Origin of the sequence: Bartonella sp. AD13SXNS, from assembly GCF_042196465.1 — a bacterium.
In the GTDB taxonomy this organism is placed as follows: domain Bacteria; phylum Pseudomonadota; class Alphaproteobacteria; order Rhizobiales; family Rhizobiaceae; genus Bartonella.
Genome location: NZ_JBHIQI010000003.1, coordinates 33,107 through 50,025 on the forward strand (window position 1 = coordinate 33,107; position 16,919 = coordinate 50,025).

General features: G+C 34.4%; 14 protein-coding genes and 1 tRNA gene. 10 read left to right on the top strand and 5 right to left on the bottom strand.

Annotation, left to right across the window (positions count from 1 at the left end; translation table 11 throughout):
* Positions 1-76: 76 nt before the first annotated feature.
* From ACFIMQ_RS03415 to ACFIMQ_RS03425, 3 genes are all read left to right on the top strand, one after another.
* Positions 77-589 carry a DUF192 domain-containing protein gene (locus tag ACFIMQ_RS03415; protein WP_375703401.1) on the top strand — a complete coding sequence of 171 codons (513 nt, stop codon included), beginning with the start codon at positions 77-79 and terminating at the stop codon, positions 587-589.
* Entirely contained in the window at positions 586-1,359 is a 774-nt protein-coding gene (locus ACFIMQ_RS03420; protein ID WP_375703402.1) for an alpha/beta fold hydrolase, read from the top strand. The genes ACFIMQ_RS03415 and ACFIMQ_RS03420 overlap by 4 nt, the downstream gene beginning before the upstream one ends.
* A 608-nt stretch (positions 1,360-1,967) precedes the next feature.
* Entirely contained in the window at positions 1,968-2,180 is a 213-nt protein-coding gene (locus tag ACFIMQ_RS03425; RefSeq protein ID WP_375606888.1) for a DUF3126 family protein, read from the top strand.
* 45 nt (positions 2,181-2,225) lie between these two features.
* Here ACFIMQ_RS03425 and radC read toward each other — a convergent pair whose 3' ends face one another.
* Genes radC through sfsA form a run of 3 tightly spaced genes read right to left on the bottom strand, consistent with a single transcriptional unit; the run spans position 2,226 to position 4,577 of the window.
* Positions 2,226-3,020, bottom strand: a complete 795-nt coding sequence (gene radC, locus ACFIMQ_RS03430; protein WP_375606887.1) for a DNA repair protein RadC — start codon at positions 3,018-3,020, stop codon at positions 2,226-2,228.
* 17 nt (positions 3,021-3,037) lie between these two features.
* Complete coding sequence (map, locus tag ACFIMQ_RS03435) at positions 3,038-3,868, bottom strand: type I methionyl aminopeptidase (RefSeq protein ID WP_375616257.1); 831 nt, start codon at positions 3,866-3,868, stop codon at positions 3,038-3,040.
* Positions 3,861-4,577, bottom strand: a complete 717-nt coding sequence (gene sfsA / locus ACFIMQ_RS03440; RefSeq protein ID WP_375703403.1) for a DNA/RNA nuclease SfsA — start codon at positions 4,575-4,577, stop codon at positions 3,861-3,863. The genes map and sfsA overlap by 8 nt, the downstream gene beginning before the upstream one ends.
* Before the next feature lie 247 nt (positions 4,578-4,824).
* Here sfsA and ACFIMQ_RS03445 point away from each other — a divergent pair, with 247 nt between their 5' ends.
* The 4 genes from ACFIMQ_RS03445 (at position 4,825) to ttcA (ending at position 8,410) form a co-directional block, all read left to right on the top strand.
* On the top strand, positions 4,825-5,661 hold the full coding sequence (locus ACFIMQ_RS03445; RefSeq protein WP_375616255.1) for an RNA methyltransferase: 837 nt from the start codon (positions 4,825-4,827) through the stop codon (positions 5,659-5,661).
* Positions 5,654-6,481: a glutamate racemase gene (gene murI / locus ACFIMQ_RS03450; protein ID WP_375703404.1), complete on the top strand. Its 828-nt coding sequence runs from the start codon at positions 5,654-5,656 to the stop codon at positions 6,479-6,481. Before ACFIMQ_RS03445 ends, murI begins: the two co-directional genes overlap by 8 nt.
* Positions 6,482-6,651: 170 nt before the next feature.
* Positions 6,652-7,269 (top strand): 30S ribosomal protein S4, encoded by a 618-nt coding sequence (rpsD, locus tag ACFIMQ_RS03455; protein ID WP_375606882.1) that lies wholly within the window; start codon positions 6,652-6,654, stop codon positions 7,267-7,269.
* Between the two features lie 265 nt (positions 7,270-7,534).
* Positions 7,535-8,410 carry a tRNA 2-thiocytidine(32) synthetase TtcA gene (ttcA, locus tag ACFIMQ_RS03460; RefSeq protein ID WP_375616253.1) on the top strand — a complete coding sequence of 292 codons (876 nt, stop codon included), beginning with the start codon at positions 7,535-7,537 and terminating at the stop codon, positions 8,408-8,410.
* Between the two features lie 951 nt (positions 8,411-9,361).
* On the opposite strand, the gene rimO is transcribed toward ttcA, so the two are convergent.
* Both rimO and lexA read right to left on the bottom strand, forming a co-directional pair.
* Positions 9,362-10,675, bottom strand: coding sequence for a 30S ribosomal protein S12 methylthiotransferase RimO (gene rimO, locus ACFIMQ_RS03465; protein ID WP_375616252.1), 1,314 nt, complete (start codon positions 10,673-10,675; stop codon positions 9,362-9,364).
* Positions 10,676-11,156: 481 nt separating this feature from the next.
* Positions 11,157-11,861, bottom strand: a complete 705-nt coding sequence (gene lexA / locus ACFIMQ_RS03470; protein WP_375703405.1) for a transcriptional repressor LexA — start codon at positions 11,859-11,861, stop codon at positions 11,157-11,159.
* 1,237 nt (positions 11,862-13,098) lie between these two features.
* Between lexA and ACFIMQ_RS03475 the strand changes: the two genes are divergently transcribed.
* From ACFIMQ_RS03475 to ACFIMQ_RS03485, 3 genes are all read left to right on the top strand, one after another.
* Positions 13,099-13,174: transfer RNA gene (locus ACFIMQ_RS03475), tRNA-Lys, on the top strand.
* Between the two features lie 586 nt (positions 13,175-13,760).
* On the top strand, positions 13,761-14,660 hold the full coding sequence (locus ACFIMQ_RS03480; protein WP_375616251.1) for a septal ring lytic transglycosylase RlpA family protein: 900 nt from the start codon (positions 13,761-13,763) through the stop codon (positions 14,658-14,660).
* Positions 14,661-15,736: 1,076 nt separating this feature from the next.
* On the top strand, positions 15,737-16,900 hold the full coding sequence (locus ACFIMQ_RS03485) for a D-alanyl-D-alanine carboxypeptidase family protein (RefSeq protein ID WP_375703406.1): 1,164 nt from the start codon (positions 15,737-15,739) through the stop codon (positions 16,898-16,900).
* Positions 16,901-16,919 lie beyond the last annotated feature (19 nt).

A 16,919-nucleotide genomic window follows, 5' to 3' on the forward strand; every position in this document is an offset into this window, starting at 1 on the left:
AGCTCTCTTTTTTTGATTTTTTAGCACTTTTTATTTTAGAAACAAAGTTTGAAATTTTTCTGTGGTGGAGACAAGAATGTTAAAGCCTTTTAAAAAAGAGCATATCATTTTATTGGCGATACTTTTTATGTTAAACGTGCATGTTGTTTTAGCAAAGAAGCCCATAGAGATTCCCGTTCATCCAATTCCTTTAGAAATACATACAAAGCAAGGTGCAATTTATTATAAGGTAGAGCTTGCTTTTACGCCATCTCAAGCAGCAGCTGGTTTAATGTATCGGACTGATTTTCCACGCGATCGTGCAATGCTCTTTAAGCAGCAAAAAGGTTATCCATCGGGAGATGAGCAGAAGTTTTTTATGTGGATGGCAAATACACCTTTACCTTTAGATATGATTTTTTTAAACTCTGAGGGAATTATTGTATCGATTATTGAAAATACTTCTCCATTTTCAACAAACACTATTTCCTCAGGAGTTCCTGCAGCTTTTGCACTTGAAATTAATGCTGGTGAAGTTTCTGAAAAACAGATACAAAAAGGGCAACGTGTTATTCATCCTGTACTTTGTGGAAAGTGCAATAAAAAATGACAGCTGAAGATATTCGTTTTTTTGAATATGATGGTTTGCGATTTGCTTATCGAGAAGAAGGGCAAGGCGCTCCTGTTTTGTTGATCCATGGTTTTGGATCTTCTGCATGGGTGAATTGGTATGCAACAGGTTGGTTTCGTATCCTCACGGAAGCAGGATATCGTGTTATTGCTCTTGATAATCGCGGTCACGGAGATTCAGTTAAAAGTTATGATCCTGCTTTTTATACACCTCAAGCTATGGCTTGTGATGCGATAAAGTTACTACAGCATTTAGAGTTATCTAAAGCCCATGTTATGGGATATTCTATGGGAGCTCGTATTAGTGCTTTTATGGCTCTTTTGCATCCAACATATGTGAACAGCGTTATTTTTGGTGGTTTAGGTATTGGTATGGTAACGGGAGCAGGAAATTGGGAGCCTGTGGCTGAAGCTCTTCTAGCGGAAGATATTTCTACCATTACCAATACGCGCGGTTTAATGTTCCGTAAATTTGCTGATCAAACGAAAAGCGATAGACGTGCTCTGGCTGCTTGTATTATCACATCAAAACAGGAGTTAACGGCATCTGAAATTTACAAAATCGAACAACCTGCACTTGTTGCCGTTGGTTCATTAGACGAAATTGGTGGCGCTGCAGAGCCATTAGCAGCTTTGTTGCCTTGTGGTGAAGCTTTATCAATTCCTGATCGTGATCATATGCTTGCTGTAGGCGATAAAGTTTATAAAAAAGGAGTTATCGATTTTCTTTCTCGTTATCCTATAAAATAAGCATTCTTCATAGGTTTTAGTATTTACAAAAATACCTAATATTCTTCTATATAAACTGAAAGCTTATTTAAAAATTTCCCATTGTGAAATGAATTCTTATAAAAATGGAGAGAAAAATGAACTCTTATTAGCTTATTTTGTATATTTTTTAGAGATGTAATTCTTCTAAGATTAGACAATATCTACTTTAAAAAGTCGTTAAAAAGAATTATTTTTTAATGATATAGTAATGTTTTTTGCTAAAAAATGTAGCTTTAAATAAAAAAGTATTGTTCTTTGAATTTTTTATAGAAGGAACAAAACTATAAATGGTTGATCAATTTTTCTCCCGAATAGGAATCTGTAAATGCAGATGCTAAAATTAGAAATAAAGTAAAATTATTAAAAATATACAATTTTCTGCCGTTTTTTAATTTATACGGGTATATTTAATAATGAGGATTCCTTTTGTAGAAGTTTTTTATGAATGTATAAAAAGCAGTGTAAATATATGTAATATTAAGTGAATATTCAGATTAAGCTTTTTTACTAACTTTATAGAATCATAGGTGTGTCTTATTTGCATGACACGCAATTGTTTTAATTGTCTCAAAAAATAGGAGAGTATAGTGAATGCTGATGAAATAAAAAAACTTAATAATTATTTAAAAAATATATTCCAAAACTCAGCATTGCACGTCAAAGCACGGCCTAAGAAGGATGATTCTTGTGAGGTTTATATGGGGGATGAGTTTTTAGGTATTATTTATCGAGATGAAGATGAAGATGAGCTGTCCTATAATTTTTCAATGGCTATATTAGATATTGATTTAGAAAATTGATTCGTTATTCATCGTTGAATGAAGCCTTTTTTCATCCTATAAGGTTTATATAAGCTTTAATGCTTTAAAGCTCGTGTGGTTATTTCGTGCGATAATAAGGTGATCGTGGATAGTAATGCCTAATGCATTTGCTGCGTCTTTTAATCTGTATGTCATTGTTATATCTGCGTCAGATGGTGTGGAATCGCCAGAAGGGTGATTGTGGACTAAAATCAATCCTGATGCGGATAACTCTAAAGCTCGAGAAATAACTTCACGAGGATAAACAGGGGTATGATCAATAGTTCCAGTTTGTTGCACCTCATCAGCAAGTAAGCCGTTTTTCTTATCAAGAAATAAAATACGAAATTGTTCACGGGTTTCGTGAGCCATAACAGCTTTACAATAAGCTAACACTTTATCCCATGATGAAAAAATATCGCGTTTAAATAATTGTGCACGAGCAAGACGTCCAGCAACATCTGAGATAATTTTTAAATCAATTGCAGTTGCGGGACCACATCCTTGAACTTCTTGAAGCCGGTGAATATCAGCTCCCAATACATCAGCTAATGAACCAAAACGTGCTATCAAATTTTTAGCTATGGGTTTTGTATTTGCGCGGGGGATTGTGCGAAAAAGCAATAATTCAAGATATTCATAATCTTCAATTGCATTTCCTTTTGACTTTAAATAGCGTTTCCGAAGACGTTCACGATGTCCTTGATAATGTTTATGAAGCTGTGTATTTTTCTCAGGCTCTTTACTTTTTCTTTCAGATACTGGGATGAGTGGAAAACTTGATGTTAATGCAAAGTGATTACTTTGAATATCTTCCTTTTGATTTAATTTTTTAGCCATAACATCTCTACAGTGCATTAGGTATACGAATTGGGAATATAAAAAATATTTTTAGGAGATTGTGTAAATATTTCATACCCCTCATTTGTGACACCAATTGTATGTTCATATTGTGCTGTCAAAGAGCGGTCGCGGGTAACGGCAGTCCAACCATCAGATAAAATCTTAACTTGTGGCTTACCAAGGTTAATCATAGGCTCAATTGTAAACATCATACCTTGTTTTAATTCGACTCCTTCTCCAGGGTTTCCATAATGGAGGATATTGGGTGCATCATGAAAAAGCTGACCGATACCATGTCCGCAAAAATCTCTCACAATTGAGCACCGTTCAGATTCTGCATACTGTTGAATAGCAGCACCAATATCACCTGTGGTTGCTCCAGGCTTAACAACAGCAATTCCTTTCATAAGACTTTCATAGGTTATTTGTAAAAGGCGTTCTGCAGCACGTCTGATTTTTCCAACAGGATACATTCGACTTGAATCTCCATGCCAACCATCAAGGATAAAGGTTACATCAACATTCACAATATCGCCTTCTTGCAAGGGTCTTTTATTGGGAATACCATGACAAACAACGTGATTGATAGATGTACAGCATGAATGGCTGTATCCATGATAATTTAAATCAGCAGGAAGAGCTCCTCTCTTAGCACCAAAAATGAATACAAAATCATCAATTTCTTGCGTAGTAACGCCTGGCTTAATAATATCCGTAAGCGCATCAAGGCATTCTGCAGCAATACGACCAACTTCACGCATTTTTGCAAAAGCATAATCATCAAAAATGCGAATTTTCCCATTAAATTTTAAAGGTATTTCATTATATTCAATATACTCAGTCATTGTTTCTTCTGTTTTCTATTTTTACTCTTTGAATCGGAAAAATGCCTTCTACACTTACATGACACTTTACAGCATAACATTCTACTCCTGATTTTAATGCTAAATCAAACTTACGTCCATAGAGTGGATCAAGATCATGACAAATTGTAAAAGCTGAGCAATCTTCTCGTTGAATAATATAAAGCATAGCTGCTCGTTTTCCTTGTTGTACAACTCCTATGAGCTCATCAAGGTGACGTGCACCACGTTTTGTTTCGCTATCAGGAAATTCTGCTAATCCTTTCTGACGAATAAAATGAACATTTTTGACTTCTAGGTAACAATCAGGAAGAATGTCATCACGTAAAAGAAAGTCAATTCGTGATTGTGTCCCATAGCGTTGTTCTTTTAAAATTGTTTTATACCCACTTAATTCTGGTAGTAATTCATTTTGAATTGCTTCTAGTGCAAGTTTATTGGGTAAAGTGGTATTAATGCCAACCAAAGTATTATCGGTTTCAACAATTTCTAATTGATAGGCATATTTTCGCTTGGTGTTGTTATGATATGAAAGCCAAATATCGGAGTTGGAAGCTGTTAATCCAAGCATTGATCCTGTATTAGGAACCGACACGGTGAAAACATGTTGATCATCTTGTTTAACATCCGCAAGAAAACGTTTATAACGACGGATAAGCTTTGCAGGAAAAAGTTTGGGAATAAAATACATATTCCTTTTTTAGGATTTATAATTTCATAATTCAACTGAGATTATGACTGGTAGGAGTTGTCACCTACTAAACAAGATAAAATTAATGTAAAAAATGTTACGATATCTTATATAAATTGTATAAACTCTATAGTCTACTTTAATGGCTTTTAAAATTTATTATTAACAAGCATTGGTGTACTTTGAAGAAGATTGCGTTTAAAAAACAGCGAATGGAGCATAAGTTAAGTGAAATTAGGGAGTGTTGATGGCTGGAACGAATAAGAATCGTGAAAATTTAACAAATGGTCCCGTTATTATTTTAGTTGAACCGCAGCTTCCTGAAAATATTGGTATGGTCGCAAGGGCAATGGCAAATTTTGGGCTTTCTAAGCTTCGATTAGTCAATCCTCGAGAAATATTTCCAAATGAAAAAGCTAGAGCTGCTGCAAGTAAAGCTGATCATGTCATTAACAACGCTGTGATTTTTGACACATTGCGTGATTCAATTGCAGATTTACACTATGTTTTTGCCACAACAGCGCGTGAAAGATGTGGATTTAAAACTGTAAAAAGTGCTGTCGAAGCAGCAAGCGTATTACGTCAGCGTGAAAGTATTGGACATAAGACAGGTATTATCTTTGGAAGAGAGAGATGGGGACTAGAAAATGATGAAATCAGCCTTGTTGATGAAATCATCACTTTTCCAGTTAATCCTGCTTTTGCATCTCTCAATATCGCGCAAGCGGTTCTTTTAATGTCTTACGAATGGATGAAAACAGGTCTAGAGAATGTCAGCGATACGGCATTTCGTGCCGCAGAGATGGAACCTGCAAATAAAACAATATTTCATGGTTTTTTATCTCAGTTAGAAGAGGCTTTGGATATTCGTGGGTATTTTAGACCCCCGGAACGCAAAGAAGTGATGCTTGCAAATTTACGCTCTGTTTTTACGCGCGCTAACTTTAGTGAACCTGAGGTTCGTTTATTGCGGGGCGTTATATCTTCACTGGATTATTTTTCACCACAATATCCAAGGGGGAGTGGAGCACCTAAAGAGCGCGATCGTAAAAAATTACAAACAAGTGTGAAAACTGATGGATGAACAGCCTGTTCTTTTTTTTGATAGTGGTATTGGTGGTTTAACTGTCTTAAGGGAAGTGCGTGTTCTCATCCCTGAAAGGCAATTTATTTATGTGGCTGATGATGCGGGATTCCCTTATGGCAATTGGGAAGAAAATATTTTGAAAGACCATATTTTAAAGATTTTTACAAATCTTTTAACACGTTATAATCCCGCCTTATGTGTCATTGCTTGCAATACTGTTTCTACACTGATGATGGCAGATTTACGACAAAATTTTCCTCATGTTCCTTTTGTAGGAACGGTTCCTGCAATTAAATTAGCTGCTGAACAGACGAAATCTGGTTTTATTTCCGTATTAGCAACCCCTGGAACAGTTAAACGTGCTTATACAAATGAATTAATCAACTCTTTTGCTGGACAGTGTCATGTTCAGCTTGTGGGAAGTGAAAAGCTTGCTGGATTTGCTGAAAATTATTTACGGGGAAAATCTATCGATTCGAAAGAGATAAAGAAAGAAATCCTTCCATGTTTTGTGGAAAAAAATGGCAAATATACTGATATTATTGTTTTAGCCTGCACACATTATCCTTTTTTGATTAGCTTCTTTCGTGAACAAGCTTTATGGTCCGTTAAATGGATTGATCCAGCAAAAGCTATCGCTAAACATACCAGATCATTATTGCCATTGTCGGAAAAAATACAGCAGCAACCTGTAAAGAAATCTCAAGATTTTGTATTGCTAACATCAAAAAAGGTCACTTCTTCAACGGAGCGTTTATTAAAAGGATTTGGCTTAAAACTCATGAAAAGAGTTGACTTTGTGATACGAGATCAATAAAGCTATTCCAGCTTTTTCTTTCAAGAAAATGGCATTAATTGACGTGTCCCGTGGATAACTTTGCATATTGATATGTTAAGGTATTCTGTCAGTCTTTAGCATTTAAAGGCAGAGGAGGGCGCGTTTCCTTGGGGTCTTAAGATCTCGTGTTTTATTTTAAAGGAAATGCGATGAGTAAACGCGAAACAACAAAGTATAAAATTGACCGTCGTATGGGAGAAAATATTTGGGGTCGTCCAAAATCTCCCGTCAATCGTCGTGATTATGGTCCAGGTCAGCATGGACAGCGTCGTAAAGGAAAACTTTCTGACTATGGGGTGCAGTTGCGCGCTAAACAAAAGCTGAAAGGGTTTTATGGAGATATTTCAGAAAAGCAATTTCATAAAACTTATGAAGAAGCCGCTCGTCGACGGGGTGATACTGGTGAAAATCTTATCGGTCTGTTAGAGTCACGTTTGGATGCTGTCGTCTATCGTGCAAAATTTGTACCTACAATTTTTGCTTCTCGTCAATTTATCAACCACGGTCATGTTAACGTAAATGGGCGGCGTACAAATATTCAATCTTATCGTTGTAAGCCTGGTGATGTTATTGAGGTTCGGGAAAAATCAAAACAACTTGTTTTAGTTTTAGAAGCAGTACAATTGGCAGAGCGTGACGTTCCTGATTATATTGAAGCAGATCATAAACAGATGAAAGCAACATTTACACGTATTCCTGCTTTTGCAGATGTTCCTTATGCTGTGCAAATGGAACCTAATTTGGTTGTTGAATTTTATTCTCGATAATTTTTCTGTAAGAGAAATTGTTTCTCTCTTCTATTATTATAACTTCAAAGTATTGTGTTATTTTTATAATCTTTGAAGTTAATGGGGGCTTTCTGTAAATGGTTCTATATAAGTTTATTGCTATATTTTATAGCGATATAACTTATATAGTTCCATTTCTTTTTTGTGTATCTAATTTATAAATTCAAAAAACATGGATGTAAGCTTGCTTTAATATTTTTTTATCTTTGCAAAACGAGCTGTTTATTGTGCAGGATATGGTATTATGAATGATGTTTCAGTTGAATATCAGGCAATAGAAGAAAACGAAGGGAGAGATGATCCTTTGGAAAAAGAAGCAGATAATTGTCACCCAATGTTTCGTATTGCTCCTTCAAGCGTAGAATTTAATAAATTACGCAAACGACTTTTACGTCATATGCGACAAGCTTTGGATGATTTTTCTATGCTCTCTACAGGAAAAAAATGGCTTGTTGCTTTATCCGGTGGAAAAGACTCTTATGGTTTATTAGCGCTTCTTTTAGACTTAAAGTGGCGAGGTCTTTTATCCATTGAAATTCTTGCCTGTAATCTTGATCAAGGGCAACCAGGATTCCCGAAACATATTCTTCCAGACTTTTTAAGTTCTTATAAAATTCCATATCGTATTGAATATCAGGATACTTATTCCATTGTTACAGATAAATTGGCAGAGTCGCAGACATATTGTTCACTTTGTTCTCGATTACGACGTGGTAATCTCTATCGTATTGCACGCGAAGAGGGATGTTCTGCATTAGTTTTAGGTCATCATCGTGATGATGTCTTAGAAACATTTTTTATGAATTTGTTTCACGGTGGTCGATTAGCTGCCATGCCTGGAAAACTTAAAAATGATGAAGGAGATCTTTTTGTGTTACGTCCTCTTGTTTATGCTGCTGAGGAAGATATGGAAAAATTTTCTCAAGCAATGCAGTTTCCGATTATTCCTTGTAATCTTTGCGGTAGTCAAGATGGTTTACAACGTAATGCAATGAAAGAAATGCTGAAAAATATAGAAAGACAAATGCCAGGACGTAAAGATACGATGATTCGCGCTTTAACAAATGTACGTCCAAGTCATTTGCTTGATAAGAAATTCTTTAACTTTAAAGCGTGTTAATAAAAATTAGATGCTCTAAAAATAAGTTTAAAGATTTTGAAATAAGGCGCTTCCTTAAAGAGACATCTCTCAAAGAGCATCTAAGCCCATTTCACGACCGCGTCCATGAAGGATATACTGTAAAGTCCATTAAGCACTCCCATCTTTACGTTTATGAAGGAGTAAGCTGGGCACCATCACTCATTTTACCAGCTCGTAGATGTTGCGACAGCCCTTAGCACTTAAGACGATTCATAAAAGCTCCTTTCTTTAACAATTTTTATCCACACATTCATCCCGCTTGTAACGTGCAAACGAATGATTTTTATTGATTCAATATAAACAGGTCTAAAATGAGATAATCTTACGATATTCTGGACTATCATTCAACATACAAAACAGTGAATTATCATTATAAATCAATATATTGCTTTATAAAGAATAATCGGCAATTGCATTGCTTGAGAAAACTTTTCCATATCTTCCTCAGCAACATAGACAATACGATAATTTATTGTTTTGCAATTTAACTATAAGATTATTTTATTTCAAATTCTCTTATATTACATCCATAAACATTTCCTTGCATATCACAAGTGGTATTTTTGTGTGTATAAAACACAATTGGAAAAAACCTTCTTTCATAAACCAATGACTGTTGAAATTTGAAAACGGGAAAATAGTATGATTATCAGTTTATTCTTTTATTAATTAAATATGGGAGTCCTAGGGATTTTATTTTATCCTGTTGTACTATAAAACCCTATCATTTAGGATGGAGCACTAAGAGAATATATAAATCTGATATTACATTTTTAGAATGTATAGCGAGTATTCAGGGCAGGGATTTCCTGTAAATTCTCATGAAGTGCATCACACGCTTCGAACACGACTCATTGTGAGAAGTCACTTTTTTATAAATCGACTTTGATAGGAAGCTTCGTCATTTAGAGACTAGAAAGCGTTCAATTGTTAAACGGCTATGCCATAAAGGTCATAGGCATCCGATTGTTCGATTTTAACGGTGACAAATTCACCCACACGCAGTGGACGTCGTGATGATATATGGACAGCACCATCTATTTCTGGAGCATCATATTGACTACGTCCTTTAGCAACTTTTCCTTGACTTTCATCGATAAGCACTTGGAGTCTTTTTCCAATTTTTTTCTTTAAAAGATGTGTAGAAATTTGTTGTTGTTTTGCCATAAAACGATGCCAGCGGTTTTCTTTCACGTCTTCAGGAATATTTTCTAACCCCAAATTATTGGCAACTGCTCCTTTTACCTCTTCATATTTAAAGCACCCAGCTCGTTCAATTTTTACTTCTTCTAGCCATTCTAGGAGTATATTAAAATCTTCGTTCGTTTCACCAGGAAAACCAACAATAAATGTCGATCGCAAAGCAAGATCTGGGCATATTTTTCGCCACTTTTCAATTCTACGATTTGTTTTTTCCATAAGTGCAGGACGCTTCATGTGACGCAAAACAGCCGGTGATGCATGCTGAAAAGGTATATCCAGATAAGGGAGAATTTTTTTTGCAGCCATAAGTTCGATAACGTCATCAACATGGGGATAAGGGTAAACGTAATGCATACGTACCCAAATACCCATATCGCCTAGTTCATGACAAAGGTCAAAAAATTTTGTTTTGATCGTGCGGTCTTTCCAAGAATTCTCGAGATATTTAAGATCAATGCCATAAGCACTGGTATCTTGTGAAATAACCAAAAGTTCTTTTACGCCCGCTTGTACGAGTTTTTCAGCTTCGCGAAGAACATCACTGATGGGGCGTGAAGTGAGATCACCACGCAGCGTAGGGATGATACAAAAACTACACCGGTTAGAGCATCCTTCAGAAATCTTTAAGTAGGCATAATGGCGAGGGGTTAAACGAATACCTTGGGGAGGAACTAAATCAAGAAAAGGATCATGAACGGGAGGAATTGCTGTATGAACAGCTTGTATAACGTTTTCATAAGCTTGTGGTCCTGTAATGGCCAATACATTAGGGTATGCTTGGCGAATAACATCAGGATCAGCACCAAGACACCCAGTTACAATAACTTTTCCATTTTTTTTGAGAGCTTCATCAATATTGGCTAATGATTCTTTTCTGGCAGAGTCAAGGAAACCACAGGTATTCACAATAACAACATCAGCTCCTTGATGTTTATGTGAAATTTCATATCCCTCAGAGCGGAGGCTTGTGATAATTCGCTCAGAATCTACGAGTGCTTTTGGACATCCGAGGGAGACAAAACTAATACGAGGTGCGACCATAATAATCCTATAATGACTATGAACAATTGAGTGACTCTTTTATTGACTTAAAAAGAAAAAATGTTCTTTATTTTTATACATATGCAATACAATCTGTTACAAATTTATTTGATTTTTTTCTACAATATTTTACGTGATTTTATGCATGCATACGATTTTATCTTATTATACCGTAAAATACCATCGTTGAGAGCGATGATATAAAGCAAACTCCTTAAAGCATTCAGTACTTTAGAGTGTGTGATGAATATTTCTAAGCTTACTTATCAAGCCTTGCGTAAGTGAAGCACATAAAAGAGAAAGGAAAGAAGAATTCATTCAACAAGAATCTGAATTATTCACAGATCAGATTGGGGGAGGATGTCCTTTGAGGAGTGAGAAGAAAATCAATTTCTTGTGGCACAATATTAAAAATATCCAACGGTTTTTTTACTGTATTTTATTGGCGTATGTATAGCATACTATAAAATGCGATTGTTATTTAATATTTACGAATAAGTCCAGTAAGCTTGCCTTGTATCTCTACACGCTCGGATTTGTATGTACGTACTTCATAGTGAGGATTCGCAGCTTCTAATGCAATAGAGGCCCCTTTGCGTCGATAACGTTTTAATGTTGCCTCTTTTTTATCAATAAACGCGACAATAATTTCACCTGATATTGCTGTATTTTGGCGTTTCACAATGATCGTATCTTTATCAAGGATACCAGCCTCCACCATAGAATTATCTTTAACTTCTAGTGCATAGTGCTCACCTGTATTAACCATATCGTGTGGAAGAGAAAGTGTGCTTGTTTGTTGCAGTATAGCAGAAGCAGGAACGCTCGCAGAAATGCGTCCCATAATGGGAATGGTGGTATTTTTTTTTTCTTCTACTTCAAAATTACTCAAGTTTTTTGATATTTCTCTTTTATTTTTTTCTATCATACTGGGAGAAATCTTACGTGCTAAAGAAAGATTGAATGTTATTTTCTCAGGGAGTCGAATCACCTCCATTGCACGCGCACGATTGGGCAAACGACGTATAAAACCTCTTTGTTCTAAAGCTATAATAAGCTTATGAATACCAGACTTTGAAGAAAATTCTAATGCATTTTTCATTTCTTCAAAAGAAGGAGAAACCCCTGTTTCTTTTATATGATTGTGAATAAACAAGAGTAACTCATATTGTTTACATGTCAGCATTCAATGTTCCAATCAAAATAATAAAAAGGAATAAAGTAAAAATACGTGTATACATAATAATTCTACAAGTTTTTTTCGCTAAATCAAAATTATTTGCTTTATTTTTGATCTTATAAGTGAATTTAATAAGTTAATATGTTTATTTATATTTATATTTAATGTATTATAAATATAAAATTATTTCTTTAATAACATTATTAAAACCTTATTTATATATTATATAAATACATTAATATTACATCATATATAAAAATATTTTATAGCTCTGAAATAAACTGAATTATTCGACACTAAAGTTTATGATCAGTGGTATCTTTCTCTTTTAAAAATATATATACGTATCTTGTAATTTCTGATATAAAAAGTGAATTAGAAGGCATTATTGTCAATAATAGAACTGATCACTCAATGTGTATCGAGAATTATTATGTCTGCTTTAATTTATAGAATAAATTGGCTTTCATTATATAGCCATTGTGCATGAATAAAAGTCATCCCTCTAGAACGCTATTGTCGCTCATTGGTACATTTGTTTAAAAAAAGTATCTCTCAATGTGCTTGCTTTCATCAAGATTTTGTGATGGATAATATAAAATCTAGTGGGTTGCCGCATTTTTATATCAAACGCGCTGACACTATCATACTATTTTGCTATCCCCTTAATGTTTCGATAATTTTTAGTTATTGAAAGAAGGCATAAGAATCATTTTCATTTCTTTTTTTATATAGTTTTATTCCCTCACTTTTATTGGTCGAGCAAATGATTTTGATTGTTTCAATATAAAGGGATTTGAAATAATAAAATCTCAAAGGTATTCAGATCCCTTATTCAATACATAAAACGATAAATTATTATAGACCAATATTTTGTATTATAAAACTGTATTCATATTTGAAAATTGGAAAAGAAAATGTAACGATATAAAAATGATATACGATCTATAGCGAGAAGTATTTTTGCTTTACTCATTATGCTCAACAGCTCATATGTATGAGGGAGAAGCTTGCGGATTTCTCATAATTTTAGCGTTTCGAATCCATGAAATATTTTTATAGTTAGATACCCCCTTTATTGAGACTTCAAAAAGAAGATAAAGGGGAGCTATATAATGATGGGAAAAGAGAAAATTATTGATAACTAGAGAAAATAATAATATTTTTTTTCAAAAGGTGTTGACCAAATGAAAAGTCAACCGTATGTTCCTTTCACTTTCCGCAAACTAGATAGCTTGTGTGGGAGCGCGTAGCTCAGCTGGTAGAGCAACTGACTTTTAATCAGTAGGTCCAGGGTTCGAATCCCTGCGCGCTCACCAAATTCAAATAAAATCAATAGTTATACAAAATTCAGAGATTTCGATTCCTTTAATTCTATTGAGTTCTTTTTGATTACTTTTGGACATTTTTGGAGTCCTTTGATTAATTCTACTGCTGATTATTTTTTATCGGCTGTTTTGGTACAAAGTGATGCCATGCTATCTTTTGTCAACCCAAAAGTGCTTTAAACTTGTGATCCGGCTATACCTGCGTTAGCGCAGCAGGCGTGACCGTTAATTTTAGCAATACACGGACTGATTTTTAAACTTACCATGCTACATGATTCACAAAATTCACAAAATAAATTGTTCAAATCACCATACTTATTCACAGTTTATATTATGGGATGATTTTTTCAATAAGATATTGATTTATTTGTTTTTTATTTTTTTTACATCTACAATAGTGCATTTATTTCTTACGAGAACTATAAAAAGGTTAACAATATGTTAATTTTTTGATAGAGAAAAAATTCAAAGATAGTATATGCGCCAGGAAAATCATAAAATGTGAATTTTCCTATCACGTATAGAAGGCGTGACATGGTTTTACAGTAGTACTTAACAGGATAAGTGGACTGAACAGATGCTTTTAAATAGCAAAAAAAAATTTACTTCTATCATTAAACCGACACTTCAATTATTCTCTATGATGGTCATTTCTCAGTTATTGGCGTCTTGCTGCGCAAGCCAAACTGCACTTTTTTCGATAAAGAGTTCTTATCATAATAAACCAGTTGACGTAAATACTTCTGTTCTACCTAAACAAGTATCAAATAAGAAAAATCAATCGGAAGAAAAAAAACGTGGGCGTGCCATTGTTGGTAAGCCTTACCAAATAAAGGGGAAGTGGTATTATCCTCAAAATGATCCAACTTATAAACGTGTTGGTGAGGCATCATGGTATGGTTCAGACTTTCATGGACGATTAACGGCCAATGGTGAAATTTATGACATGAATCTTTTGACTGCCGCTCATCCTACAATGCCTTTACCTAGCTATGCTCGTGTTACTAATTTGAAAAATGGGTCTTCAATCATTGTTAGAGTGAATGATCGTGGACCTTTTATGAAAGACCGAATCATTGATTTATCAAGGCAAGCTGCGACAATACTTGGTTATGTCGATAAGGGAGTAGCAGATGTTAAGGTGGAATATATCGCTGAAGCACCCATTGGCTATTATGATGCTGCATATTTAATGGCCTCTTATACTCCAGGAAACGCCGTGTCATATTCATTAGCGTCGGAGAATGTTTCGAAAAAAAGAGAAACTGTTTTATTAAAGGAGCAGCGCAATACAGGAAACAAAGAAGAATTAGCTAAAGCAACTGCTATTGAACAGGAACAACGCAATAAAACTGTTGCAGTGAAATTGCCAGAAGTTGGTCCTATCATGGTTGATAAGCCGATACCATTCGATCAAGTTGCTTCTATAAATAAGCTAAACAAGAAGACAAAAGCAAATTGGCTACAACTGTTTTAAGAAAAAATGTGTTAGTTTTTAATCAATATAATTTTCAAATAAAAAATGATAAAAAGTCTCGGATGTGGTGTAGTGCTTTCATCTTAAAGTGTGTTGTCCTTTTAAAAGAGTGCGGTTGAGTATTATTATAAATTCGGTAGGTTTCTCCAATCCATTGCCGCTCTATTTGTAGTTTTATGACATTACTTGCTTAATAAAGCACATACTTTTCCTGCGATAACAGCTTTTGCCAGATGAGGATAAGCGTATTGTATGAAGTCTGTTTGTGTTATCTCTAAAACAGCTATACAATCTAATTTGGGAAGAATAAAAAGCTTAAAAAATATTTTCTTTTGATGCGGCTTTACAACTTAAGCATCTATGGCAATATCTTATAAAGAGATTATGCTTTACCTCATACTTTTGTTTATTACGTTCTTTAATGAGGGAAACTTCCTCCTGTAAAATAGGATGCCTCAAACAAAATACACTTGTTTATTTCTAATTCACGCGCTTATTTTAAGGAGATATATCTCAATACTTTCAAGCCAATTTTACGAGAATATTCGTGAACAGTATAATTATAACACCTTTAGGCATCACTATTTTTTCACTTATGAAGAATAAACCCACACCAACATACACTTTGTCCTCAATGCTTTACGATAATCCTTAACACTTGAGAGGATTATAAGAAGTATTTTTACTCTCTTCTTTAATAATTTTTACCTATATACCAATCTTCTTATGAAGCATAGACAAGCAATTTTAATAAATCCAATATGAGAGGAGGGGATGATAAGAGAAGCTTACAGTATTTTCAGTTAGCTCTAACTTTAAAAATGATAATTTATCTTAATAAATCAATGTATTATAAATAAAAAACAACAGTAAAAAAGTCTTTTGTCTCTCATACTTTAAAACGTTAAACTGAACCTACGAGGAAGATAAAAGCGTATTATACTACTTTTGCTAAGACTGAATACAAATAAAATCTTTTTTTTGAGTTATAAATAATTTATCACTTTGCAGAAATCAAAAAGTTTTTTCCTATATAGTAGATTCTTTATGCTGATCTTTGGATGGGAGAAGCGGCTATGTATACAGCATTAAGAATCTTATTAACCTTATGGGGAGTATTGGCATTTGATACGTGGGGGAGAGCGCAAGATTTTCAAACTTCCGCACCACAATTGTTGTTACTTGATGATGATACAGAGACAATACTCTATGAAAAACAAAGTGCTATTCCTTTTCCTCCTGCTTCATTAGCAAAATTGATGACAGCGGAAGTTGTCTTTCATCAATTAAAAAAAGGATTGTTAAAAAGTACGCACAAATTCAAAGTCAGTGAAAATGCTTGGCGCAAAGGTGGAGCACCTTCCGGTACAACCACTATGTTTGCAAAGATAAAGACAGAAATCAGCGTTTCTGATCTTTTGCGTGGTTTAATTATTGTCAATGGAAATGATGCTGCTATTATTCTTGCTGAAGGGATATCAGGAGATGAGGCTCTTTTTGCAAAGCTGATGAATCAGCGCGCTAAAATGATTGGATTATCTCAGAGTCATTTTGTTAATGCAACAGGGCTTCCCGAAGAGGGGCAATTTGTAACAGTGCGTGATATGATTATATTAGCACGTTACATTGCTCAGGAATATCCAGATTATTATGCACTTTATCGTGAACCTCATTTTACGTGGAATAATATTTTTCAACGTAACAAAAACCCTCTTATTTCTAAGGAAATTGGTGTAGAAGGATTTGGTTTTGGCTATAGTGAAAAAGAAGGATTTTCAATGGTTGCCACTATGTATAAAAATCATCGACGTCTTTTTTTAGCAATCAATGGTTTGCAAGATGGTAAAAAGTATACAAAAGAAATAGAACGTATTCTTCAATGGGGAATGACTGCATTTGATCTCAAAACGATTTTCACAAAAGGAGAAACGGTTGGTCGTGCTTCTGTTTATGGTGGGAGAAAAAACTTTGTTCCACTCATTGTAAAAAAACCAATAAGTTTTATGCTTTCGAATGAAAAAAAAGTAAATGTCAAAGCAAAAATTAAATATCATGGTCCATTGAAAGCTCCCATCGTTTCAGGGCAATCGATTGGATTTATTCAAATTTTAGAAGATAAAAAGGTTCTTTTGGAAAAACCAGTTTTTGCCGGAATGGATGTTCAGAAAGGAAGTTTCTTTGAAAAAGTAAAAGATGCATTCTATGAAATAACAATTGGATGGTTACGGAAATATTTGTAGGTACGCATTAAATAAAGTT